Annotated in this window: 20 protein-coding genes and 3 pseudogenes; 13 read left to right on the top strand and 10 right to left on the bottom strand. The window is 34.9% G+C overall.

Annotated features, from left to right (window positions below):
• Positions 1-116: 116 nt before the first annotated feature.
• Together LEP1GSC049_RS218665 and LEP1GSC049_RS218670 are read right to left on the bottom strand one after the other, a co-directional pair.
• On the bottom strand, positions 117-992 hold the full coding sequence (locus LEP1GSC049_RS218665) for a HEAT repeat domain-containing protein (RefSeq protein ID WP_004754140.1): 876 nt from the start codon (positions 990-992) through the stop codon (positions 117-119).
• Positions 993-1,042: 50 nt separating this feature from the next.
• On the bottom strand, positions 1,043-1,612 hold the full coding sequence (locus LEP1GSC049_RS218670; protein ID WP_016560621.1) for a polyhydroxyalkanoate synthesis regulator DNA-binding domain-containing protein: 570 nt from the start codon (positions 1,610-1,612) through the stop codon (positions 1,043-1,045).
• Positions 1,613-1,688: 76 nt separating this feature from the next.
• Between LEP1GSC049_RS218670 and LEP1GSC049_RS218675 the strand changes: the two genes are divergently transcribed.
• Together LEP1GSC049_RS218675 and LEP1GSC049_RS2000000228690 are read left to right on the top strand one after the other, a co-directional pair.
• A complete protein-coding gene (locus tag LEP1GSC049_RS218675; protein ID WP_016560655.1) occupies positions 1,689-2,561 on the top strand; it encodes a hypothetical protein in 873 nt (290 codons plus the stop codon).
• 83 nt (positions 2,562-2,644) lie between these two features.
• A pseudogene (locus LEP1GSC049_RS2000000228690) lies at positions 2,645-2,725 on the top strand (transposase); the annotation flags it as partial.
• A 383-nt stretch (positions 2,726-3,108) separates the two neighbouring features.
• Here LEP1GSC049_RS2000000228690 and LEP1GSC049_RS218680 read toward each other — a convergent pair.
• Positions 3,109-4,767, bottom strand: a complete 1,659-nt coding sequence (locus LEP1GSC049_RS218680; protein WP_004758018.1) for a GGDEF domain-containing phosphodiesterase — start codon at positions 4,765-4,767, stop codon at positions 3,109-3,111.
• Positions 4,768-5,266: 499 nt separating this feature from the next.
• Here LEP1GSC049_RS218680 and LEP1GSC049_RS218685 point away from each other — a divergent pair, with 499 nt between their 5' ends.
• Positions 5,267-5,668 carry a hemerythrin domain-containing protein gene (locus tag LEP1GSC049_RS218685; RefSeq protein ID WP_004755347.1) on the top strand — a complete coding sequence of 134 codons (402 nt, stop codon included), beginning with the start codon at positions 5,267-5,269 and terminating at the stop codon, positions 5,666-5,668.
• A 200-nt stretch (positions 5,669-5,868) separates the two neighbouring features.
• On the opposite strand, the gene LEP1GSC049_RS218690 is transcribed toward LEP1GSC049_RS218685, so the two are convergent.
• Positions 5,869-6,735: an MBL fold metallo-hydrolase gene (locus LEP1GSC049_RS218690; RefSeq protein ID WP_016560586.1), complete on the bottom strand. Its 867-nt coding sequence runs from the start codon at positions 6,733-6,735 to the stop codon at positions 5,869-5,871.
• Positions 6,736-7,031: 296 nt separating this feature from the next.
• Between LEP1GSC049_RS218690 and LEP1GSC049_RS218695 the strand changes: the two genes are divergently transcribed.
• The gene (locus tag LEP1GSC049_RS218695) at positions 7,032-8,240 is read left to right on the top strand and encodes a DegT/DnrJ/EryC1/StrS family aminotransferase (RefSeq protein WP_004754030.1); all 1,209 of its coding nucleotides are present in this window, start codon (positions 7,032-7,034) and stop codon (positions 8,238-8,240) included.
• A gap of 319 nt (positions 8,241-8,559) precedes the next feature.
• Here LEP1GSC049_RS218695 and LEP1GSC049_RS218700 read toward each other — a convergent pair whose 3' ends face one another.
• On the bottom strand, positions 8,560-9,423 hold the full coding sequence (locus LEP1GSC049_RS218700) for an alpha/beta fold hydrolase (protein WP_032827674.1): 864 nt from the start codon (positions 9,421-9,423) through the stop codon (positions 8,560-8,562).
• A gap of 87 nt (positions 9,424-9,510) precedes the next feature.
• On the opposite strand from LEP1GSC049_RS218700, the gene LEP1GSC049_RS2000000229245 reads away from it, so the two are divergent.
• From LEP1GSC049_RS2000000229245 to LEP1GSC049_RS218715, 6 genes and pseudogenes are all read left to right on the top strand, one after another.
• The gene (locus LEP1GSC049_RS2000000229245; protein WP_082285871.1) at positions 9,511-9,699 is read left to right on the top strand and encodes a hypothetical protein; all 189 of its coding nucleotides are present in this window, start codon (positions 9,511-9,513) and stop codon (positions 9,697-9,699) included.
• A 356-nt stretch (positions 9,700-10,055) separates the two neighbouring features.
• Positions 10,056-10,260, top strand: a pseudogene (locus LEP1GSC049_RS2000000228685) (hypothetical protein).
• Between the two features lie 34 nt (positions 10,261-10,294).
• Positions 10,295-12,626: pseudogene (locus LEP1GSC049_RS02000000224565) on the top strand (two-component system sensor histidine kinase NtrB).
• A gap of 40 nt (positions 12,627-12,666) precedes the next feature.
• Entirely contained in the window at positions 12,667-14,178 is a 1,512-nt protein-coding gene (locus LEP1GSC049_RS218705; RefSeq protein WP_004754000.1) for a hybrid sensor histidine kinase/response regulator, read from the top strand.
• A gap of 4 nt (positions 14,179-14,182) precedes the next feature.
• Positions 14,183-15,178: an aminoglycoside phosphotransferase family protein gene (locus LEP1GSC049_RS218710; RefSeq protein ID WP_004755000.1), complete on the top strand. Its 996-nt coding sequence runs from the start codon at positions 14,183-14,185 to the stop codon at positions 15,176-15,178.
• Positions 15,175-15,903, top strand: a complete 729-nt coding sequence (locus LEP1GSC049_RS218715; protein ID WP_004758023.1) for a sugar phosphate nucleotidyltransferase — start codon at positions 15,175-15,177, stop codon at positions 15,901-15,903. Before LEP1GSC049_RS218710 ends, LEP1GSC049_RS218715 begins: the two co-directional genes overlap by 4 nt.
• Before the next feature lie 88 nt (positions 15,904-15,991).
• Here LEP1GSC049_RS218715 and LEP1GSC049_RS218720 read toward each other — a convergent pair whose 3' ends face one another.
• The 5 genes from LEP1GSC049_RS218720 to LEP1GSC049_RS218740 all read right to left on the bottom strand — a co-directional run bounded on the left by LEP1GSC049_RS218720 (position 15,992) and on the right by LEP1GSC049_RS218740 (position 20,809).
• Positions 15,992-16,870, bottom strand: a complete 879-nt coding sequence (locus LEP1GSC049_RS218720) for a hypothetical protein (RefSeq protein ID WP_016560642.1) — start codon at positions 16,868-16,870, stop codon at positions 15,992-15,994.
• Between the two features lie 242 nt (positions 16,871-17,112).
• Positions 17,113-17,292, bottom strand: a complete 180-nt coding sequence (locus tag LEP1GSC049_RS2000000225850) for a hypothetical protein (protein WP_004754593.1) — start codon at positions 17,290-17,292, stop codon at positions 17,113-17,115.
• 403 nt (positions 17,293-17,695) lie between these two features.
• The gene (locus LEP1GSC049_RS218725; protein ID WP_004753808.1) at positions 17,696-18,016 is read right to left on the bottom strand and encodes a hypothetical protein; all 321 of its coding nucleotides are present in this window, start codon (positions 18,014-18,016) and stop codon (positions 17,696-17,698) included.
• Between the two features lie 126 nt (positions 18,017-18,142).
• The gene (locus LEP1GSC049_RS218730) at positions 18,143-19,489 is read right to left on the bottom strand and encodes a glucose-6-phosphate isomerase (protein WP_004758019.1); all 1,347 of its coding nucleotides are present in this window, start codon (positions 19,487-19,489) and stop codon (positions 18,143-18,145) included.
• 1,122 nt (positions 19,490-20,611) lie between these two features.
• The gene (locus tag LEP1GSC049_RS218740) at positions 20,612-20,809 is read right to left on the bottom strand and encodes a hypothetical protein (RefSeq protein ID WP_004754162.1); all 198 of its coding nucleotides are present in this window, start codon (positions 20,807-20,809) and stop codon (positions 20,612-20,614) included.
• Between the two features lie 30 nt (positions 20,810-20,839).
• On the opposite strand from LEP1GSC049_RS218740, the gene galK reads away from it, so the two are divergent.
• From galK to LEP1GSC049_RS218755, 3 genes are all read left to right on the top strand, one after another.
• The gene (galK, locus tag LEP1GSC049_RS218745; RefSeq protein ID WP_004755074.1) at positions 20,840-21,991 is read left to right on the top strand and encodes a galactokinase; all 1,152 of its coding nucleotides are present in this window, start codon (positions 20,840-20,842) and stop codon (positions 21,989-21,991) included.
• 17 nt (positions 21,992-22,008) lie between these two features.
• A complete protein-coding gene (locus tag LEP1GSC049_RS218750) occupies positions 22,009-22,431 on the top strand; it encodes an STAS domain-containing protein (protein ID WP_016560537.1) in 423 nt (140 codons plus the stop codon).
• Positions 22,432-22,513: 82 nt separating this feature from the next.
• Positions 22,514-23,062, top strand: a complete 549-nt coding sequence (locus tag LEP1GSC049_RS218755) for a uracil-DNA glycosylase family protein (protein WP_004763377.1) — start codon at positions 22,514-22,516, stop codon at positions 23,060-23,062.
• Positions 23,063-23,267: the final 205 nt, after the last annotated feature.

Raw genomic sequence — 23,267 nt, 5'->3', positions numbered from 1 at the left:
GGACATTGGTTTGGTTTTTTATTTTTGGATTTATTCTATAAAATCCAGTTTTATGGAAGCAAAAAGTTTAAATAAAATCTGCTTTTATAAGAATCGTTTCAAAATTAAATTTTTTACTATTCCGCAAAGATTACGGAAATTGTAGGTAGTTTAAAACCTAAAACGGACGCCAAATCTTTACGGATCTGATCTCTGACGTTTTGTTTATCCTCTACCAAAAGGGCTTGACGAAGATAAAATTCTGCAGCTTTTAAATCCACTTCTCCTAAAGCCATCGAAGTACGATAACGAACCGAAGGATTCTCGCTTTTCAACATATCGCAGAGACTATAAAAACTTTTATCAGCGACTTTCATAATATTAACAATCGCGTTTAAAAGTGCAGCTTTGGTAAATTCGTTCTTTTCTTTTTCTAAAGTGGAAACTAAGAAGTTTACTGTTTCCTTTCGATTCATGTACTTCAATCCGTCCGCGGCGGAGGCACGGATATAATAGTTTGTATGACCTAATGCGTTCACCAAAACTTCTTCGGATTCTTTCATATAAGGATAACTTCCGATTGTTCTTAAAATTTCACCAGCGGCAATTACCATCGTATAATCTTCTCTTGAAGTGAAGTAAGGTTCATCCTTTTCTTGGATGGTGGGTTCCAATTTTTTATATTCTTCTATAGTTGGTTTGATCGCATCCACGTGATCGATTACTGCGAGTGCCTGTGCGACGGTAAATTTGAGATAAGGATGATTTTCGAGAGACTTAGGAATTTTAGGATTTCCGCGAAGTGCGTTGATCAAAGGCCGGACCGCGAGTTTGTTATTTACGAATTTGAGATAATCGGCTGCGTCTACTTTTTCTTCGTAAGAACCGGATTCAAGTTTACGGATTTGCTCGAAATAGGCTCTATCTGCATATTCTATCGCCTTATCGGAGGAGAATAAAGGCAAAATACTAATAGAAAACAAAATGATAGAGATCGAAATATTCTTAAACATGGAATTCCCTCTCTTATTATATCGGTATTCGGAATCTTCGGCTTAAAGTTTCAGCCATCCTTTTCTTTTACGCTTTTTACGCTTTTTGCGATTTTGCGGATTTTTTCGGATAAATCTTCCAAGGGTAGATCGGTTTCTGTTGACTCTTCCAGTTCTTTACCGATTTTTTTAAGGTCTTCTTGAATCCTAAGTTTGTTTTCGGATGCTCTGTTTGCTAAACGAGTTAATAGATCGTCTCTGTATTCGGTGGCGGTCTCGAGTTTGAGTTCGCCTAATGCGATCATGGATTGTAGAATTTTTTCCAGACGATCTCGAGTCAGATAATTGGCTCCAATTCCACCTAACACCAATCTGCCGAACAAAGAACTTATGTCTTTTCCGGTCTCGCGGATTAAAGAAGAAAGCATAAAATTTGAAAATTCTTCGTTTCTTTGGCCGAGAGAAACTTTTAAAAAAGTTTGCCCTAAAATTTTAGGAGTAATATCGGAGCCGGACATATTGTCGATCACGCGAATTTCTTCTCCTTTGATAATCATCTCCGCTACGTCTTCGAGAGTGATTGTTTTACTCGTCTCAGGATCGTAGAGTCTTCGATTCGCGTATCGTTTTAGAAGTTTCATTTTAATTGGTTGCGTCTTTTGCGCATCGCACAATTCTAGAATTCGCTAAAAAAGTCTTCGGTCAAGCAAAATACCCATGGTAAGCCTACTGTTCGATTGTATCTTCTTAAATGGACTTTCAAAAAAGGAAGAGAAACTTTTATTTTCACTTTTAGATTGGAAAGAATTGTCAGTGCAAGAGTGGACAAGTGGAGAAAGATTTCCAGAGTCTGTTCCTGGGCAAATTGTAGTTCGCAAAAATATAGAGACCGATTCTTTACAAACTGCGATTGATTGGTCTAAACGTCCTATACTAATCGGAAGAATAGAAACTTCTTTTTTAAGAAAACTATTTCAGCAAGGTCTAAACTACTTTTTAGATCTTCAAACTTCTCAAGTCGTCGATATACCGTTGGAAAATTTGACTCAAAAAAAAGGATTAAATTCGATCGTAATTGGACCCGATCCGCTTTTGTTTCAAAGGATACGCGCTCATCTTAAGATATTAGGATGGGAAACACTTCCCTGCAGAGAGTTAACCACACTTACGGAAAAATTTAAAGAATATGAACCCGGTTTATTATTTGTAGATTGGGAAAGATTAAACGTAAAAGATACGGTGGAGCGATTGAGAAATTTACCTCAAAGGGCAACTTTTCCTCCTGTGATCGGTATCAGAGACGTAAAAAGGGAAAATCTTTTTCAGGATCTTTCCGCTGGAATCAGGGATTTTTGTCAGGAATTATATTCTGAAAAACAAATATTAGGTATATTGAATCATTCTATCATTGATTTGGAAGGGGAGGGTTATATTTCAGAAAATTATAAAAGAATAATATTCGAATTTAGGACCGGGGTTCGGCCTACCGGAATGCGAATCGAAAAAAACGCACAGGTTCGGTTTTTAGGATCGGATTTGGAAAAGATTAAATTGAAAAAAACTCTCGATTGGATGAATGAATTCCTTTAAATTTGAAGACTACGTTTTTATTACTCGAACGAATATTATGTTGAGCTTATTTCAAAATTTAGAATCCTTCAAAAAACAACAATAGAGTTGTTGAAAAATTAATTCTCCATCTGTTTTCTATTTCATGGAAACGGTCGATTGAAGTAGTTTTGTTAATTGAACTATGGAATTTTTCAACAACTGTAATTTTAATTCACGTTAATTTATTTGTAACAAACTCATATTCAATTTTATGAACTTTCAGAATTCCTAAAATACTGGAATGGGATTTAACCTGTGGGAACTACCACGTGAACGTTAGTATGGAAAACCTGCTTTAAACTTCAATACGGCCAATGAGACTTAATCTGTGGGAACTACTGCAGCAAATTTGGATTTTGCGGTAAAATTTTCAAAATATGGAAGCTCTTTTAGAAAAATTTTCTATTTTCTCTTATGTCGAACTCACGTTTTTTAGGGTCGGAGAGAATTTTTAATAAGAATGTTGTCCAGATGGAGACTTTTAACGTTAAAAAGGAATAGTGGGGATTTACGGACATTTACATTTTTAAGTAGCGGGAATCGCCTTATTTTGAATTAGCTTTTCTGCGAGTTCGATTTCCATCGGATGAGAATAATAATATCCTTGTCCGAAATCACAATTGAGTTCTTTCAAAAGATTGTGTTGTGTTTCGTTTTCCACTCCTTCTACGATGATTGATTTACCCATCGCTTGCACTAAGTTTACCATAGAAGTAATTACTGCTCGTGTGGAAGTTTGAAAGTAATTAAATAAAAACATCTTATCCAGTTTGATGTAATCAATTGGAAGATGGATTAGTCTTCCCAAGGAAGAATATCCCTTTCCGAAATCGTCGATTGCAAATTTAAATCCATAATCTTTGAGAGAGGTGATTACTTTGCTGATTTGGGATTTTCTAAAGTCGAAGGAATCTTCCACGATTTCTAAGATGATATTACTGGGTTGAATTTTGTAATAATCACTCGCTTCTTTGAGAAGAGGAAATATATTTTTATCCCCTAATTGTTTTGGAGATATGTTTAGAGAAAGAGAAATATTCTCGGATCTTAATATTGAATTTTCGTAATATTGAAACGTTTCCCAGATCATCCATTCTCCGATGGTTTTGATAAAACTAGAACTCTCCGCAATCGAAATAAAACTACCGGGTAAAAGTTTGCCTTTTTCGGGGTGATTCCAGCGTACCAAGGTTTCCATGGAAAAAAAGCGGTTTTCTTTAAGGTCGATAATTGGTTGAAAGTGTATTTCCAGTTCATTTCGGTTTAACACTTTTCTAAGATCGATTTCTATTTTAGCTTTTTCGTAAGTGGTTGTGATTGCATTTTGATCATAATAAAATAGAGAATTAGGACCGCTCAAACATGAACGATGAAGTGCTTCTTTTAAAATTCCAAGTGCATTCATGTCCGAGCCTGATTTCGAATTGAATTTCGTATAACCTATATTAACGTTAAGATGAAATTCTCTTTCTTCGTAAGTAAAAGGAAAATCGAAAAGCATTCGAATACATTCCGCGAACCATTCCGCCTTGGTTTCCGAATCTACTTGTAAGGATGAAATTAAAAATTTGTCACTTTCAATTCTAAATAAATGGTCGTTTCGATTGAGGTGTTTCTTCAGTCGATCGGCTACTTTTACGTAAATAGATTCAAAATAGGAGTTTTTTTCTTGGGATATAATTGCGTCTGGATTGGATATCGAAATCAAAAAAGAAAAATGTTCTTCTAGAAAATTTGCTTCTTCAGAGATTTGATTTCCGAAATGATTTAAAAAATATTTTTGATTGGGAAGACTGGTATTTCGATCCCAATGGCCGGTTTCGTATTCTATTTTAGGTTGAGCATTCGGTTGAGGTTTAAATCGAATCATATAAGAATCTTCGAAATCATGAACGCTGAGTTGGAGTTGAAAATTTGTTTCGTCTAAAAATGAATCTTTTGAGTCTTCAATCTCTTGAAGAAGATTAGATATGCTTGTATCGTTTTCTAAACGCTTGGATTTAAGAAGTGGAATAATTTTTTCGTAAAGAACTTGGAAGTTAGGAAAGGACCAAAAGTTTTGAAACTTATGATTAGCATATACGGTCTTCCATTCTCGATCTAAAACAACAATTCCTTCTGTAGATTGATCTGAAAAATACAATAACGATTTTTGTAAAGACGGAGATAGGTTTTGTATTCCCATATATTGTATCTTAACATGTCAAACCGTAACCATGAAGTTCGTTCTATAATTCAGAAAGTATGTTATTATAATCTTGTATAGAAATGAATTTTTTATAAATGGTTTGGTTCAGAAAATAATTTTAATTTTTTATGGATTTGATAGATAAATTGAATCCATAAGATTTTTTTTCCGAATGGAAAAACCTTTTCTTTCGAAATGTTAAAATAGATTACGTTCGTTTATCGGAAGCTTGAATTTACTTTACAGTTAATTTTTAAGTCTAAGAGAAAAAAGAGCTACGATTTAAAGATTTTTTCAGTGAAATCGTAGATAGGATCCAATCGTCTTTTTAAAAAAGAATCGATTTCGAATTTATTTTTGAAGCCATATATAAATTCCGAACATAAAACAAATTAATCACTTGGCCTGAGAAAGAATATTCTTCTTTCTGGATTTATCTTCCAGTTTATTTCTTACGAGTTGTAGAAAAAGATTTTATAGATTAGGAACGAAGATTTTGAATATAGAGTTCTATAAGGTTCAATATGCAGAAATTCAGAAACTGCTGAACGATATTGAAAAAAGATTGCTTGGGGAAATTTCCGAAGACATGGACGAACTTCTCCATGAACTTGCAAGTTTTTCTGCGAGATTAAAGCTTCATCTGAATTTAGAGGAGAATTGGATCTATCCTGAGATCAAAAATTTACAACTGGAAAATAATCTTTCTCTTGCTGAAGGTTTTAAAAGTCGTACGGTTGATTTGAAAAATTCATTTAAAAATTACTATTTTAATTGGCTGCTTCCTTCTTCTATTCTCAGAAATGAAAGCCAGTTCCGAGAAGAAACGGAAAAATTAATTTTTAGTTTGAGAGATAGAATTCGTAAGGAAGAAAACGAGGTTTACATTCTATTTTAAAAATTTATTTTAAAGGAATTTTGATAAAATCAAAATTATAATATTCCAATTTCATTTTTACATAAAACCACTGTTTGGTGACCATCGTAAAAATTCATTTTACACTCAATCATTATAAACCTTTTTTAAAAAATTAGAATCTGGAACTTTCAATTTTTTAAAGCGAGTCTTTAAGTAAGGGAAACTGTATAATAAAGTATCTAACGTGTTTCCATCCAAGAGATGCAGTTTTTTAAAAGATCCAGCATGATTTTCTGTTCCTTGTTTACTGGATAACCGTGTCCTGGTAAAACCCATTCGAAAGAATAATTTTTCAATTTTTTCATAGAGTTTATTTGTTCTTGCCAAGAATACCAACATACGTTTTTGAACGCGATCAGACGATCTTTTAGAGGATCGTAAGCGAGGTGATCTCCAGTAAATAGAAATTGGTCTTTATAAAGAAGAACTGAGTGTCCTTGGGTATGTCCTGGCACTGGAATCATTTTTACTTCGTTATCTAATTCAAAAACGTTTTCCCCTTTTAAGACGATTTCGGCAGAAGGTACCGATCTTAAATCGTTTTCATGAATGATTCGATCGCATCCGAATTTTTCCTTAAATTTTTGATGATCGGCCACGTCATCTTGATGGGTTAAAAAATGATAACGGATTCCTCCTAGAGACTCAATTTTGTCGGCTAAAGAAGAAACAAATCGGGGAGAGTCTACGAGTATATTTCCATTCTCTCTTAGAATGAGATATGAAAATGCTCCGAAGGAATCTTTAGAATGATAACCGCAGTAATATACGTTTTCTTCTATCTTGGAAGGAAAAGTTTCTTTTGCTTCTTTTAAATCTGTTCTGTTTATCGTTCCGATGGAGGTGGTAGGGCAGGCTATTAGGGCGCGGAGTGCGGCCATTTTATCGGATTCTATTTCCGGTTGTTTCCAAACATAAGAACCTCCGTTTTTTTCGGCGAATGTTTTCGGGGCAATGATTCTACACGTTTCACAATCGATACAAGTGGAATCTACATAGAAATTCCCTTCTTGATTTTCTGGCCGTTTTTTAAGTTGGTTTGCCATCGATTCTTAGACTTACTACTCGGACATATAAAATAATAACTCATTCTGAACTCTACTTAAATCAAGAATTATCACTCTCAGAATTGGTTTTACATTTAAGAATCTGCATCTGTGAAATGCTCTTAAATCCAGAGATGTTTAATTTTCAAATTGTGGTAGAAGTGGATTTGTTTTGATTCGGTAAAAATAAATTTGAAAACTAAAAATTGTAATAGTTCCCACATTTTTAGTTTTACGGATGAATTTCTAACTCAGGAAAAATGTAAATCTGCCGAAATATAAAAGTACAGAGGGTTATGTCCGATATGATCACAGCACGCAAAACCTTTCTCCCGTTCGCTCTACCTTGTATTTCCGAAAGAGCCATCGAAGAAGTATCTTCCGTACTACGTTCCGGATGGATCACTTCGGGGCCCAAGGTAAAAGAATTTGAAGAGGAATTTGCTCGTTATACCGGAGCCGATTACGCACTCGCTCTCAACTCGGCTACGGCCGGACTTCACTTGGCCCTTGAGGCGATCGGAATGAGCCGTGAAGACGCGGCCATTTGTCCTGCGGTTACATTTACGGCTACCGCAGAAGTGATCTGCTATTTCGACGCGGAACCAATTCTCACGGACGTGGACCCGATCTTCAATCTTATGACTCCCGAAACCCTCCGTGCTACGATCGAAAAGGAATGTATTTATCTGAACGGAACTCTCTTTCACAAAACAACAGGAAAGACCGTAAGGGCGATCTTACCGGTTCATCTCGCCGGAGTCGTCTGCGATATGGAAGGTATATTAGAAATTGCTAAAGAATATAATCTCTACGTGATAGAGGATGCGGCCCATGCTTTTCCTGCGGTTCACAATGGAAAAAAGATCGGAACTTTTGGGGATTTTACCGTTTTCAGTTTTTATGCCACTAAGGGAATTACTACCGGAGAAGGTGGAATGGTTACGACTAAACATTCTCACTTTGCCGAAAGAATCAAATTGATGCGTTTGCATGGAATCAATCGAGACGCTTACGATAGACCCGGTTGGTATTACGAAGTTGTATCACCCGGTTTTAAATACAATATGACTGACGTGGCTGCGGCTCTTGGAATTGTCCAACTTTCAGAAGCAGACGAACTTTGGAAACGGAGAATTTCAATCGCCGAAATTTATAAAAGTGAATTTGCCGATTTACCATTTTTGCATCTTCCTCTTTCTGCTCCAAACGGTGAACATTCTTGGCATTTGTTCCGTGTAGAAGTGGATTGTGCTTCTTGCAAAATGGATAGGGACATTTTTGCATCTGAATTAAAAAAACGGAATATAGGTTCAAGTCTTCATTTTATACCACTTTATGAACATCCGTTTTACGGTTCTCGTTTCAGATTTAAAAGAGAACATTTCCCTAATGCGAACGCGATGTATACAAGGTCTCTTTCTATTCCTCTTTTTCCAGGGATGAAGGATGAAGACGTTCAAGACGTGATCAGAGCGGTTAAAGAAATTTTTAGCACGCTTTAAAATTTACAGCATTTCCACATTCCGTTATATAGTTCTAAGTAAAAGATGAGATGTGTGAGGTAGTTCCTACATTTCAATTGTTCGGTAAATTTTTATTTCTGTTAAAAAGTTGAATTCTAAATTTTATGGTAGAACCTAAATTTGTGGGAACTACCACAAAACTTAGAGTTGTCTGTAAAATGATGTGAGAACTACTGCAAATCCACGATTTGCGAGAGTTCCCGCAAATTAAGTCGCATTACAAAATTTTAAACATTTAATTTTTATATAAATTAACGAACTCTAATAAATCAATCACAGATAGAAACTACATCCAATTCTAATCTAAATAACGATTAATTTCCAAACAAAGTTCATCTGATTTTTCCATGTGAATCGCGTGTTTTGCACCTGGAATGAAAACGAGTTTACTTCTCTTTAAATAAGAATGAAGTTTTTTAATCATTGTAGTGTCTGTAATAGGATCTTCTTTACCGGAAAGGATTAAAGCGGGAATTTGAATTGCACCTAACTTTTTCCCAAGGAAAATTTCTTCTTCTCGTTCTATAGTATTTACAGTTAAAAATTGATTTGGAAGTTCATTCCAAGATTGAATGAGAGCTTTTCTGGCAATTTTTCCAGGCAGAGTCGGAGTTTCGTAATACAACGCTTCGATGAGTTTTAAAAGATCTTCTTCGTTTTTAGGAAATAGAAGCTCTTTCATTTCGTCCCGTTTCGGATGCGGAATTCCACCGGGAGCCATCAAAACAAGTTTGGAAATTCTTTTTTCACGGTCTCTAAGGGAGATATGCATAGAGATCAAAGCTCCCATCGAATGGCCACCTAACACTGTATTAGTGAGATTTAATTTTCGAATCGATTCGTAAATCAAATCCGCAAAAACGTCTATTTGATACAAATATTTGAGATTGGGAAGTTTACTTTTTCCAAAACCGGGAATATCAGGAATCAAAACACGATAGTCCTGCCTGATTTTAGGAGCCACTTTTCTAAGACCGGTTGCGGAATCCAAAAGGCCATGAATCAAAAGAATCGAATTCTTTTTTTCTGGATTTTTTTCCAAAAAATAAATTGAATGCCCTCCGATTTCCACTTTTAAATCCCGAAATCCAAGGATTTCTTTCATGTATTTTTTCTTTTTCCAGTGGTAGTAGTTCAGAAATAGTTCATATATCAATTTCATAAATGTAGATTTTTTATTTTGTTTGGAATATTCATCTTTTATAAAGTTAATTTTAAAAAACCTCTATCAAATGAATTTTTAATTGGAATCTATCTCAAAAATAATAGAGTTGTTAAAAAATTCTATAGTGGAGATTCGCAAAATTGCTTCCATTGTCCATCTCAATGTAACGGAAACAGATGGAGAATTCATTTTTCAACAACTCTATTTTATCTTTGCTCAAAATCCAGAATTCTAAGATGTTTTCTATGTGATAATCGCAAAACAAAGATTTGATGTAGAAATTTGATTGGATAATTATTCTTTTTGGATTTTATGGCTAATAACTGACGTGTTTTCAAATTTGAGAAAGTAAACTTAGATATCATATTCTCACCTTTGATAATTTGTCCCCGAGTTATAGCCACTCAAAATGTGTAAATGGCTATAAAACTTTAGGGTATGAATTGAATTAAGAGACAAAATTCCTGACATTTCTATTACATAGTTCTGAATCAGTTGGATTTTAAAAATAAATTCTATAAATCAATTAAGATTGGTAACCTTGAAAAAATACTGCAACTGATCTGCTAAAAAATTATTTTTATACTTTTTATTGTCACTCAATAAGGAATGTCAAAATCAATCCCTCTGTGAAAGAACGCTGTAAGTTTTGGGCAGATTCTAAATCCAAATTGTACAATTTTTAGCACAATGTGGTGGGGTTTTGGAATTTTAACAAATCGACCTAAAAAATCCTTATAAGGAATCTGAATCTATCACAGAAAGTTCATTCATCGACAGACTTTTGATTTAGTATGTTTTCCGGAATTAGTTCTTGCAAAGAATCGAAAGTAAGTCGAGACTCACTTCAGGTTATACTGGAATCAGGATGCCAGATTCATTACTTTCCGTGTTTTATTCTTTTTTCCATCCTACTCAGGAAGGAATTCTCGCCTTAGATACAGAGACGGAAACCATTCTTTATTTAAATCCAGCTCTTGAAAACATCTTGGGTTATTCCTCGGAAGAACTCCAAGGAAAATCACTCGATTTTATCTTATCTAGTTCGACACATCCTAAAGAAACTCTAACGATCAAACACAATGAACCCTTAAGAGTTTATTGGCAACTCAAACATAAAAGTGGAGAAGACAAACTCGTCAATTTTACGGTAAATAGCACTCGCTTTGAAGGAAGAGGATTGTTGTTATTTTATTTCACCGATCAGTCCGAAATTCAACAGACAGAATTGAGACTTTATTATATGCAAAGTATCTTAAGAACTTTGAGGCTTTTAAGACAAAACTTAAGATATTTAACTTCTGAGAGTTCCATCTTTCAAAAACTCTGCGATACTCTTAAGGAAAATCCACATTACTTTTTAGTCTGGGCCTTTTTTTTTTAAGGAAGGAGAAGGAGAGTTACAGATTCTAGGACAAAAGGGTATGGATCCAGAAGTAAAACATAAAATTTATTCATTCATTTCTTCTAATATTCCATTCCCAATGAGGAATTTGATAGATACAAAAGATAATTTTGTCATACACGAATTCGGTAACGGAAAGTATCCGGAATGGGAATCTATTTTTACGGATCGTAAATTCCGAAGAAGTCTTTCTCTTGGAATCCGAGAAAAGGAAAATCTTTTAGGAGGGATCGAAATTCTATCTTTAGAGGAAATGGCATTTGATTCCGGCGAAAATTTTCTATATGAGGAAATTCTTTCGGACATACATAGTTCGTTACAAAACGCTAAGACGGAACGCACCAGGATCGAAAATTCCAAAAAATTACAATTCCAAGGGGCGCTTCTTAATTCTATAGAAGTTCCCCTTATTTCCACCGACGACGAAGGTTATATTACATACGGAAATAGAAGTTTAGAAAGAATATTAGGAATTTATAAAGAAGATTTCATCGACCTTCCGATCGGCGAATTTTTAAATTTACCTCCAGCCGTTTTGGATAGACTTTCCAAAGAAGAATTCAGAACCGAAATCAAAATGAAAATTTTTCCGGATATGGAAGTGCCGATGCTCCTTGCCTCTTCTAGAATTAGGGACGAGTATGGAAATCCTATCGGAACGATTCTGTTACTTCTAGATATTACGGAACAAAAGAAAAACGAGGAACTGATCCGTTCTTCCGAAATCAAACTGAGAAATTTATTCTCCGCTATGAACAACGGAATCGTAATTCTTACTTCGGAAGGAATCGTTTTAGAAGTAGCTCCGATTCTCAAATTTCTTTTATTCCAAATGTTGAATGTAGTTCCCGGTGAAAATTTCTTTTCGCTCTTTTCCCAAAAGGTAGCGGAAGAACTTAAAAGCGGAGTCAAAAACTGTCTCGATTCTAAGAGAGCCGTATTTTTAGACCTTTTGATTCCGTTCATCAGAGAGCAGGAAAATTTCTTTTCGATCAAAATTCTTCCTCTAAAAAAATATAGGGAAAACGGAGGTGAGGCAGCGATGTTGATCTTTTCGGATGTCACTCAGACCAAACTTCTGGACAAACAACTTTACGAGACGGCAAGATTCGCTTCCATAGGAGAACTTGCTGCCGGGATTGCACACGAGGTAAATAATCCTCTTCAGGCGAGTTTACTTTATCTAGAAGAATTAATAGAAACCGAAGAATCTGATCCTGCGGAAAGATTAAAGATTTATAAAAGAATTGAAGCCGCAAGTGTTCGAATCCGAGATCTTATCAAGTCTTTACTGGATTTAGGAAGAACCGTAGCAAGAGAAAAAGAACTTGTGTCTCCTTATTACATTCTTCTTAGAGCTTGCGAGTTGATTGAAGTTTCCTGTAAAAAAAACGGGATCGAATTAAAACGAATTGCAGATCCGGATCTTCCTAAAATTCGAGCTGCTTGGCAAGAAATCGAGCAGGTTCTAATCAATTGTTTGGTAAATGCGATCAACGCGATTGCCGAAATGGAAATAAAACCTTCTTTACCTAATATTTCGATCACGGTTCAGAAAGAATTTCATTTGAATCGAGACTCGATTCTTTTTACAATTTCGGATAACGGTCCAGGAATGACAAAAGAAGTTTTAGAAAAAGCGTTTCTTCCTCTTTATACTACTCGAAGAGGAAAACAAGGAACCGGTTTGGGACTTTCCATTTCCCAAAGAATCATTTCCGAACACAATGGAACCATCTCTTTGGAGTCTTCCATCGGAAACGGAACTAGGGTTTTGATTCGCCTTCCTATATAAGGACTTTTTTTTGGTAAAATAGAGTTTAGTGTAAGAGTTTATGCAATCAAAGTTTACATCGGTACTTGTAGTCGACGATGAGTTTGAAATTCGTACCGTTTTGGAAAGAGTTATTTCCAAAGAAGGTTATCAAGTACTATCCGCAAAGGATTCCGATTCCGCTCTCGAAATCATCCGGAACCAAAAAGTGGACGTGGTGATTTCGGATATCGTAATGAACGGTAAAAATGGAATCGAAGTTGTAAAAGAAATCCGTAAAATTAACGAAAACATTCCAGTCATTTTAATGACCGGAAACCCCGATCTCAACACTGCTGAAGAAGCCGTCCGCAATCGGGCATTCGATTACATATCTAAACCGATCCGTCGCAGAAACATTTTAGAGATATTAGAAAGAGCTAAAATAGAAAAAGAAACCAGAGACAAACGTGCAGAAAATCTGATTAAATCGGAAACGGAAAATACCAAACTCGCACAAAGGGCCAAGGACTTATATTTACAAAATTATAATATTCTTAATGCCACTAGTGATTGTGTAATTACTTTGGATCGGGAACTGAAATTTTCGGGTTTAAACCAAGCCGCATTATACGCTTTCGGATACGCCGAGGAAGAAATTGTAGGAAAACATTTCGAAGTTCTGATACCTGTGGGGAAAGAAAAACTTTATATGGAGCGGTTGAATCGGCTCTTAAAAAGAAAAAATAAAAGACAAATTTCAAGAATCAGTCGAGCCGATCTAAAAAGTAAAAATGGGGAAGTAAAAGCTTATGAAATTTCGATATGCTACTACGATATAGAAGGTCAGACTTATTATACCGGAATTGCAAGAGATATAACGAGTAAACTTTTAATTTCTGAAAAACTTATAGATGCAGAACGTAGGGCGTTTCTTTCGATTCTTGCTTCTAGTATAGGACACGAGATTAATAATTCTTTGACCGCGATTCAAGGTCATATAGAGATCGCAAAACTTCCGGATGCAACAGATCCGATTCGTCAAAAGGCGATTCAGATCACTTGGAGTCAGTTGGTTAAACTGAAGACTCTTACAAACAATCTTTTACAGTTAGGTAAACCAGGAGAGAATTTCAAAAGGGCTTCGGAACCGATCGATCTAAATGAATGTGTGGAAAGTGTAATCGACGTTTTTCAGAAAACTTCCAGACTTAAAAATTGTAAGATCCATTTTAAACCCGAACCGATACCCTTGATTGTGGAATCGAACCAGGATCAACTTTCTCTTTTACTTTCCAATATCGTATTAAATTCCGCGGACGCGACCGGTAATCAAGGGAATATTCAAATTTCTGTATATATTAAAAACCATCATCCCGTGGTATCCGTTTTGGACGACGGAGTTGGAATGGACGAAGAAGTGATTCAAAAAATTTACCAACCGTATTTTACTACAAAAGGAATTGGAAAAGGAACTGGACTCGGGATGTTTGTAGCTAAGGAAATTGCGGACCAACACAAAATTAAGATCGAAATCGAATCGGAGCCGAACTTCGGAACCGAATTCCGTTTAATTTTTCCGAACAAGGTATAATATAATGAACGTTTCAATTCCTCTTACTGATCCAGAGTTGAAGTTTTTGGAATTCTCTGGAAAACTTCCTCAAAAAATTACTCCGATCGTTTTTGAAGCCTCTGATCGAAAATACTTTCGTATCGTTTATCCGGATCGAACCTTAATCCTTTGCAAAGACATTCGTTTTCAACACGACTTTGTAGAGATTGCGGATTTTTTAAGTCATGAACAATTTTTAGTTCCGGAAATTCTAAAGAAAGATCTGATCCATTTTTTAATTCTTATGACTGACGGAGGAGAAAAAGATCTGACTTCGATCGAGGACGATTTGGAATATAGGGATTGGCTCATAAAATCGATAGAAATACTTGTCAAATTACAGAAGACAAATCCGATTCCTCCGGTTAGTTCAAGAGATTTTGATTTAGAAAAACTTGATTTCGAAAGTAATTTTACATATTCCAATTATCTAAAGTTCAAAAAAGAATTTCAGCTCAAAACTCAATTAAGAAGTGAAACTAAAATTTTTATCGAAGAATGTTCAGCTTTTCTTGCAGAATACCCGGTAAAAGTTTTTTGTCACAGGGACTTTCATGGAAGGAACCTATTGATCAATTCCCAAAATCAAATTTGTATGATAGATTTTCAGGACGCGCGAATGGGGACTCCATTTTACGATCTTGCCAGTATTCTTTACGACGCATATAGACCGATACCATTTGGGATGAGACAGGGGTTATATCAGATTTTTCTAAATCTTAGTGAACAAAATTTTCCGAAGTCCAAAGAATGTTATTACATCCAATGTCTTCAACGTTCTTACAAGGCCCTCGGTTCTTATTTCTATTTGATCGCGGACAAAAAGATGGATAAGTATAAGAAAAGTGTTTTGAATGCGCTTGATAATCTATTGGAAATTGTTCAAGTGGGTTTGTTTCCGGATCAACTTTACGTATTTTTTCATCTATTAAAAGAAGAACTCTTATCCAATTCTAACTTTATGAAAGGGATCGAGTGAAATTTTTTATTCCTGCAGCTGGTTTTGGAACGAGGATGAAGGAACTTACCAAAAACGTTCCTAAGCCGCTACTTACCGTAAACGGAATTCCTATTATCTATTATTCTTTATTTCAAGCTTGGAAACAAAATGCAGAAGTTGTAATAATCAACATTCATTATCTAGGAGAGAAGATTCGTAAAGAACTGGAAACATTTTCACTTTTTCCATTGGTTTTCTCGGAGGAAAAAAAAGAAATTTTGGGAACAGCCGGAGGAATTAGAACCGGATTGGAAAGGGCGGGATGGATGGGAGAAACGATCGGGATTATCAATCCAGATTTTCTTTACTTACCGGAAAATCTTTTTCAAATGCCGAATACTCTTTCGAAAGAAGATTGTCTTTTGTATTTATTGCCTCAGCCAAAGACAGCGAGTTATACCGGACTTGAATTGAAAAATGAAAAAGTCATTTTCGGAAAAGGAAATTTGTACTACGTAGGAATTTCCGTGTTGAATAGTAGTATTCTGAATGAAATCCAAACGGAAACTTTCTTTGATCTTTCTCAAATCTTTCAAGAACTTTCCGTTAAACAAAGATTAGGTGGAAAAATTTTTCCAGGAAATGTGTTTGATTTGGGAGAAAAAGAATATTATATTTCTCTAAAGGACAATGATTTTTCCGAACGTTTAGGTTCTCGTTGGAAAGAATTTTTGGAACTTTGTAGGCTTTCAGATTATAAATAACGTGGATTCGAGTAAGGAAATCTGGGCGAATCCGGCTGAGAAAAAATTTTCTAAAAGTACAAGTTCTTACAATTTTAGAATGCCTAACTCACGTTAAATAAGAGGAAAGACACCAGGCACAAATTCCGTTTCCGGATCGAACTGGTTCCGGAATTTCTTTAACCGGAATATCTTCTGGAATTTTTGAGAAAAAAATACGATCGTCTACGGTTCTACCACAATAACTGCAGCGGCTCGTTTTCCAAGGAAGTTCCGGTTCTTGACTTTCGTTTGTAAAAAGAGAAGATTTTAGAATTTGTTTACGAATACTTTTATATTCTTCTCCGAACGGAACTTCTAATCTGGAAATATGAACGTCTTTTCCGGAGCTGATTCGAAGCAATTCCGGTTTTAAGCCGGTTTCACGAAGTATCAAAATTGAAAACGCAAGTCCAAGATTTCTGCCTTCCTTATCCTCCGGATAAGAATCATAATAATCCATTAAGTTTTTATATTCCATTGCCGAAGCAAGGTATTTTCTCAGACGTTCTTCTATAAATGGAATTGATTTAGAATTATTGAATACTTCTGCGGCCAGCCCGGTATGGTTGTGACGAATGATTACTTTTAAAAATAAATTCTTTGACTTTAAAGAATTTCTTACCGCTTTAGGGTCTAAAGTATTTAAGAATTTTCTAAATTGTTCTTCACTAGAATCGAAAGAATTTTGATCAAAAAAATCGATTTTGTTTTCCTGGCAAAAATATTCTCTCAGGTTAGAAATGGTCGCTTGTAAAAGCATTTCTTGAATTACGGAATAAACCACTGGAGTCAGATCGTTTTTGTTATAATTTTCTAGACAGAGTTTTACAAACTTTTCTAAATTCGATCTAAAGGAATCGTTGAGTATATATCCGCCGAGTTCGATTTTTGTTCCCGTTTCGATTGCTCTAAGAAGACGGGTCCATCTTTTAAATTCTTGGTCCATTTTTACTTCAGTGGAAAATTTCCGGGAAAAACTATCTGAGTTTTCTGGAAAGAAAACCCATTTTTAATTCAATTAAGAGCTTGTTCCAAAACCGTCCAACGTGGGAACTACTGCGAAAATTTAACGACATTATAACTTGTTCGCAAATTGCCAAATGTGACAATCTGCAGGAACTACTACATAATATTAAAAATTTCTAAAGAATTATAGCGTAAAATTCTTTGAGGTTTTAGAACAAGCTCTTAATTTTGGAAACAGAGGGAATATGAGAATTTTAACAATCGCTGATATTTAGCGTGAATTTGTGGAGAAAATGAGAAAGAATTTTCTAAAAGTATGAGTTCCCGTAATTTTAGAATTTGTTCGTAAAAACGTGGTAGTTCCCACATTTTAGGAATCGATCTGTAAAGTTCAGATTCCAACTTTTTTCAGAAAAATGAATGTTTAAAAATTTGTAATGTGACTTAATCTGCGGGAACTCTCACAAAATCTATATTTTAACGTGAGTTCGGAAGTAAGTGATTCGTTTTATAAGACCTGATTTTTCCATAAAAAAATAAATCTAGAAACTTCCATAAAAAGGCCAGCAATTCCAAGTTGGTAAAAAATATGCCAATCCCAATCCTAAGAGTGGAATGCCCGAAGAATAGGGATTGGCAAAACTTGGAGATCCGTAAGTTGCAAACAGTAAAACAAGAATTCAATCCAAATAAAAAGAAGGATTCATACTTAAAAAAACTACGTTAGGTATAACAAACACGACTAAAAGAGGACAATAAGACATATTCACCCCGTAAAGTGCAAAACTAAAAGATTAAATTTTCGTTATACTAGGGAAGGAGGAGGTAAATTCAGTAGATTGAGAGTTTGGATGTTACAGAAATGGAATTGGAACCTATCCTGGAGGGAAGTAACTTTGCTTTTAAATACGAATAAAGTATCTTTATGAGTCAAAGAGTGGAAACTGAGTAGGAATTCGAATTCCTCTTCTAATTGAACCGGCTCTTTGTATTCGGATTCGACCCCGTCTATGGTTTGTTTGTGGGGATGCAACTTCCCAGGAAGATTGCTAGAAGAGGGAAACGAAATGGATACAAACAAAAACGCTAAAACGCAGGCGCCAATTTTGTTTCCGTACCTCTTCATAGAATTATCCAGTTATTGATTTTAAAAAGATGTCAAGCAGTAAAATGAAATTTTACTATAATCTTATATTCTTGTCGTTGAGTGTTACTCTTTCAAAAAATTCTATCAAATTGGAGATGTGAAGGATTAGGGTTTTTCGCTCCTTGAAATTCTTTTGCGAAGTATTTCTCCTTCTTTTTCAAAACCTGGTTTATTCAAAAGAGCGAACATATTCTTTTTATACGCTTCTACTCCCGGTTGATCAAATGGGTTCACTCCCAAAGAGTAACCTGAAATTGCGCAGGAATATTCAAAAAAATACATCAATTCTCCCAAGGATTGGGGAGATATATCCGGAAATACAAGCTCTAAGCAAGGAACTCCGCCATCTGCATGAGCAAGTAGAGTTCCTAGTCTTGCTTGTTCGTTTACGTATCCGAGAGAATTTCCAGAAAGAAAATTCAAAGAATCTAAATTATCTTGAGTTGTTTTTAAGGTCAGATTTGAACAAACTTCGGAAGGGCTTAAGACCGTTTCAAATAAAATTCGTTTTCCTTCTTGGATGTATTGCCCTAGAGAATGTAGATCGGTGGTAAAGTCCATAGAAGCCGGAAAAATTCCTTTGTTTTCTTTTCCTTCGCTTTCGCCAAACAATTGTTTCCACCATTCCGAAACGTATCGGAGAGAAGGATTAAAATTTGCTAATACTTCTACATATCTTCCTTCTGATAAAAAATAATTCCTTAACGCGGAATAATAAGTAGCGGGATTGCGCTTTGGATCGGCGACCAGATGAAGATCATTTAGAATATTTTGAAATCCTAATATAAATTTACTGATCGGAATTCCGGCGACTACAAGGGGAAATAAACCTACTGGAGTTAAGACGGAATATCTTCCACCTACGTTATCCGGAATTGTAAATGTGTCGAGTTTTTCCGAATCCGCGAATTTTTTTAGAACTCCTTTGGATGAATCCGTGGTAGCGACCACTCTGGAAGATGCGGAAGTTCCGTATTTTTTACGGAGAAGCTCCCAAAGAAGACGAAACGCGATGGCAGGTTCCGTGGTTGTTCCTGACTTAGAGATGACGTTGATCGAAAAATCTTTATCTTCGAGGTATTTTATTAGTTCGGAAAAATATCTGGATTCTAGATGATGTCCTGCAAAAATAATTTCTGGATTTCCGACGGAAGGTTTTTTGAAAAATGGAAGTGTGGCTTCCAATACGGCCCGTGATCCTAAATAAGAACCTCCGATTCCTATCACTACGATTACTTCGGAAGAATTTCTTAAACGTTCGGCGACTTGAGTCATTCTTTCGATTTCTGAATTTTTCAATTCTTTAGGAAGATAAAGCCATCCTAGATATTCGTTTCCTTTTCCTTGAAAAGAATGAAGTGTAAGTCGGGCCGATTCTGCTTTTTCCAAAAAAGGTTCAAATTTAGAAGATTGTATAAAAGAGGAAGTGAATCTGGTTTCTAGTCGAATCATAAAAAAAGAACGCTTGAACAGTTTTAAAAAATGAAATCGATCGGCAAGAAAAATCCAGTTTGCGGACTTATTGAAAACTAAGAATACGTTCTGAAAGAAAGTTCAGAGTCTTTCTTGTTTAGAATTACTCAATAGATATTTTCTGTGTAAAAACAGATTGTATAAATTTTTGGAAGAGAATCGATTTTGAGAATAAGTTATAGAAATTTCAGATCAAATTTTGACGAAAAATCCAAAAAGATCATATTCATTTACTGAGAGTTTGTTCTAAAATCTTACAATCAATCATTTTTGAATCTTCAAAAGTGTGAGTTCCCACAAAAACCGTGTATGATTTACGACTCTTTAGTATTATGGTTTCTGTATGAGTTTTACTACGCTTCAATCGCTTTTGCCGAATTTACCTGAAACGGCACTTTGTGATAAACATTAGTTTACACTATGAAAATGATACTATTCTTAAGCCTGTTTCAAAACTTAAAATGTGGGATCTCACACAAAAAAGTCAACGATTTCAAGTTACTCATAACTATATAATAAAGTACCTAATATTTTACATAGAATCAGTGTTTTGTGATAGAATTAACGGTACTCAATTTTATAGAGATCAGTAATAGAATTTTTGAGAATTTCCACGTCTTTGTAAAATCGTCCATTCATTTTCTGATACTACTTTATACTTCCGAGTAGTAATTTGATATTTAACTCTACAAAAAGATTGAAACCTTCGCCTAACGATTTCGATTTTGTTAAGTTGTCGGAGGACTTCGTTAGAAACATAAATTCGAAGTAAGGTCTAGGATTTGTTTTTCTAGAAAAAGCTAAGATCTGAATTTTGCAGATCGATTTTTTGAATGTGGGAACTCTCACAAATCAGGATTTTACGAATAAATTCTAAAATTTGTAGGAACTCATACTTTTAAAAAAATCTTTCTCGTTTTCTAACGTTAGATAGCGCGCAGAGATTTCTTTTCCCAATGACAAAACTTTTTGCGAAAAAAAATGGGAGTTCCCACAATTTAGTAAATCGGAATATTTCGCATATCAAACTATAGAAATTGAATAACAAAAAAGAAAACTAATTTAAAAATTAGTCAGTTCAAGAAACGTAATCTGTGGGAACTACTGCATTTTATGATAAATTTGTAAGTGAATTTCTATTAAAATTTTAGAATAATCTCTAAAAGCCATTTTTAAAATTTCAATCAAAAGTAGCAGTTCCCACAATTTAGTAAATCGGAATATTCCGTATATCAAACCATAAAAATTGAATAATGAAAGACGCAGAGAAAGATTGACTAGAATCAAAGCTTCTGACAATGTTTCAAATCTTAAATCAAAGAGTAAATGATGAATCCGGAAGACTTGGCAGAAAATCTAAAAAGAGAATTTCCAACAAACGAAGAGAAAATTCGATTTTTTACCGCTCCTGGAAGAATTAATATCATAGGCGAACACGTGGATTATGCGGGAGGAATTGTTCTACCGGCCGCGATCGATTTTTCAATTCGAATTGCGATCCGTAAAAATCAAACTCGAAAATTCAGAATTTATTCCGTTTCTTCCAAAGAAAAAATCGAAGCAGAATTCATCGTTTATGATTCCAAGCATACCTGGGTAAATTACGTTTATGGAATCATTGAGGAATTTAGAAAACTGGATTTCGTTTCCGATTTTTTCGATTTAGTAGTTTGGGGAAATATTCCTCAGGGTGCAGGACTATCTTCTTCTGCCGCTTTTGAAGTTGTAGTAGCATTCGCACTTTCTGAAATTCATAATTGGAATCTATCCAAAGAAGAGATTGCATTGTTAAGCCAAAGAGCAGAGAACCACTTTGTCGGAGTCAACTGTGGAATTATGGATCAGTTTATTATTTCTACCGCGAGGAAAGAATACTGTATCGCTCTTGATACGGAAAGTTTAGAATACGATTTTCATAAGATGGACTTAGAAGGTTGCGAATTTTATCTGATCGATTCAAAAATAAAACATTCTCTAAAAGATAGTGCTTACAACGAACGCAGAAAGGAAGTAGAATCTGCGTTTCAAAAAATCAAGAAATACAAATCATCTGTAAAAACGCTTTATCAGGTGGAACTGGAGGATTTAGAGAATGTTTCTTTTGGTTTGAGTGAAATCGAAAAAAAACGAGCAAAACACGTGATCGGAGAAAGATTAAGAACTTCTAAAACAATTGAAAACTTAAAAAACGGCAACGTACAAGAATTAGGTGAAATACTTTTTGAATGTCATTCTTCACTTTCTAAAGATTACGAAGTTTCGTGTAAAGAAACTGATTTTATAGTTCATGAACTTAGAATGGAAGAAGCCCTGGGAGCAAGAATGATCGGAGGAGGTTTTGGAGGTTGTGTTTTGGTACTGGACAAAGTGGGTAGGAAAAATATTTTGTTTGAAACAATAAAAACCCGTTACTTTGATAAATTTCAAAAAGAACTAAAATTATATTCATTTAAAATCTCTGACGGGGTCAGGGAAATTTGAAAACTGGGGGAAATGGTATGGGATCAGAAGATTCATTTAACCTCAAAGACGAAGAAGTGGATTTTTCGATCAATGAATTGGACGTAACCCTACAAAAAGAAGATCTCCCCGAAAATTTTCCAAAAAACGCTGTAATTTTAAAAATAAGCGGAGAAATCAATCTTTACTCCGCATACGCACTTAAGGAAAAATTTTTCGATTTAATTGATCGAGGATTTATATTCATTTTTGTGAATATGGAAAAAACTAGATATATTGATTCTTCCGGGTTGGCCGTATTTGTAAATACACATACAAAATTTGTAGAAAAAGGAAAAGGTGGAATGGCAATATTTTCTCCTTCTTCCCACGTAAAAAAAATTTTAGAACTTACGAAATTAAAATCCACTATTCGGGTTGTGGATTCATTGGCGGAATCGGTTAAGATTCTTTTAAATTAGATTTTTCTTTAGAATGAAAAGTAGGAAATTAGAATATTCAAATCATATAGAACGTCTCTTGAGTTGTAGAAAATGTCCTAATATGCAAGGGAATCCCGTACATGGATGTATTCCCGTTTCAAAAATTATTAGTTTGGGTCAGGCTCCCGGAATTCACGAAGAAAGATTTGGTAGGCCATTTGCCTATACTGCTGGAAAAACCCTTTTTGGTTGGTTTAAAAAAATCGGCATTGAAGAGGAGCATTTTCGAAGTAAGGTAAATATGTCTGCCGTTTGTAGATGTTTTCCCGGCAAAGCAAAAAGTGGAGATCGTAAACCGGATTCGGTGGAAGTAAAGAACTGTTCCCAATTTTTAGAATTTGAAGTTCGTTTTCATAAACCGGAACTTTTGATTCCGATTGGTAAACTTGCGATCGATCAATTGTTTGAATTTGGAAAATACAAACTTGAAGACGTGGTCGGTAAGAGTTTTTCCCGTGAATTTTATGGAGTTCAATTAGACTGGATTCCATTGCCACATCCTTCTGGACTTAACGTATGGAATCAAACTGAAACCGGTAAACAATTGATCCAAAAAGCATTGGAATTGTTAAAAGATCATCCTGTGATTCAACAAGAATTTTTCCATTGATCCGAATTTGTGAGAGTTCTTACAAAAGAATCGCTTTCGTATTGGATTATACCGAACTTATGTGAAGCGGCATTTTGGGATAAACATTTAGGTATTTAATTTTATAGAAATGGGTAAGTCTTGTATATGACAGAATATCATAAATTTGATGTAGATCCTTTATTTAGACACAAGGCCTGGGATACTGATTTAAAGTATTTTTAAA

Source organism: Leptospira kirschneri serovar Cynopteri str. 3522 CT, from assembly GCF_000243695.2.
Classification (GTDB): domain Bacteria; phylum Spirochaetota; class Leptospiria; order Leptospirales; family Leptospiraceae; genus Leptospira; species Leptospira kirschneri.
Note: the sequence above shows the minus strand (reverse complement) of the source record. Positions and strands in the feature narration are given on the sequence as shown.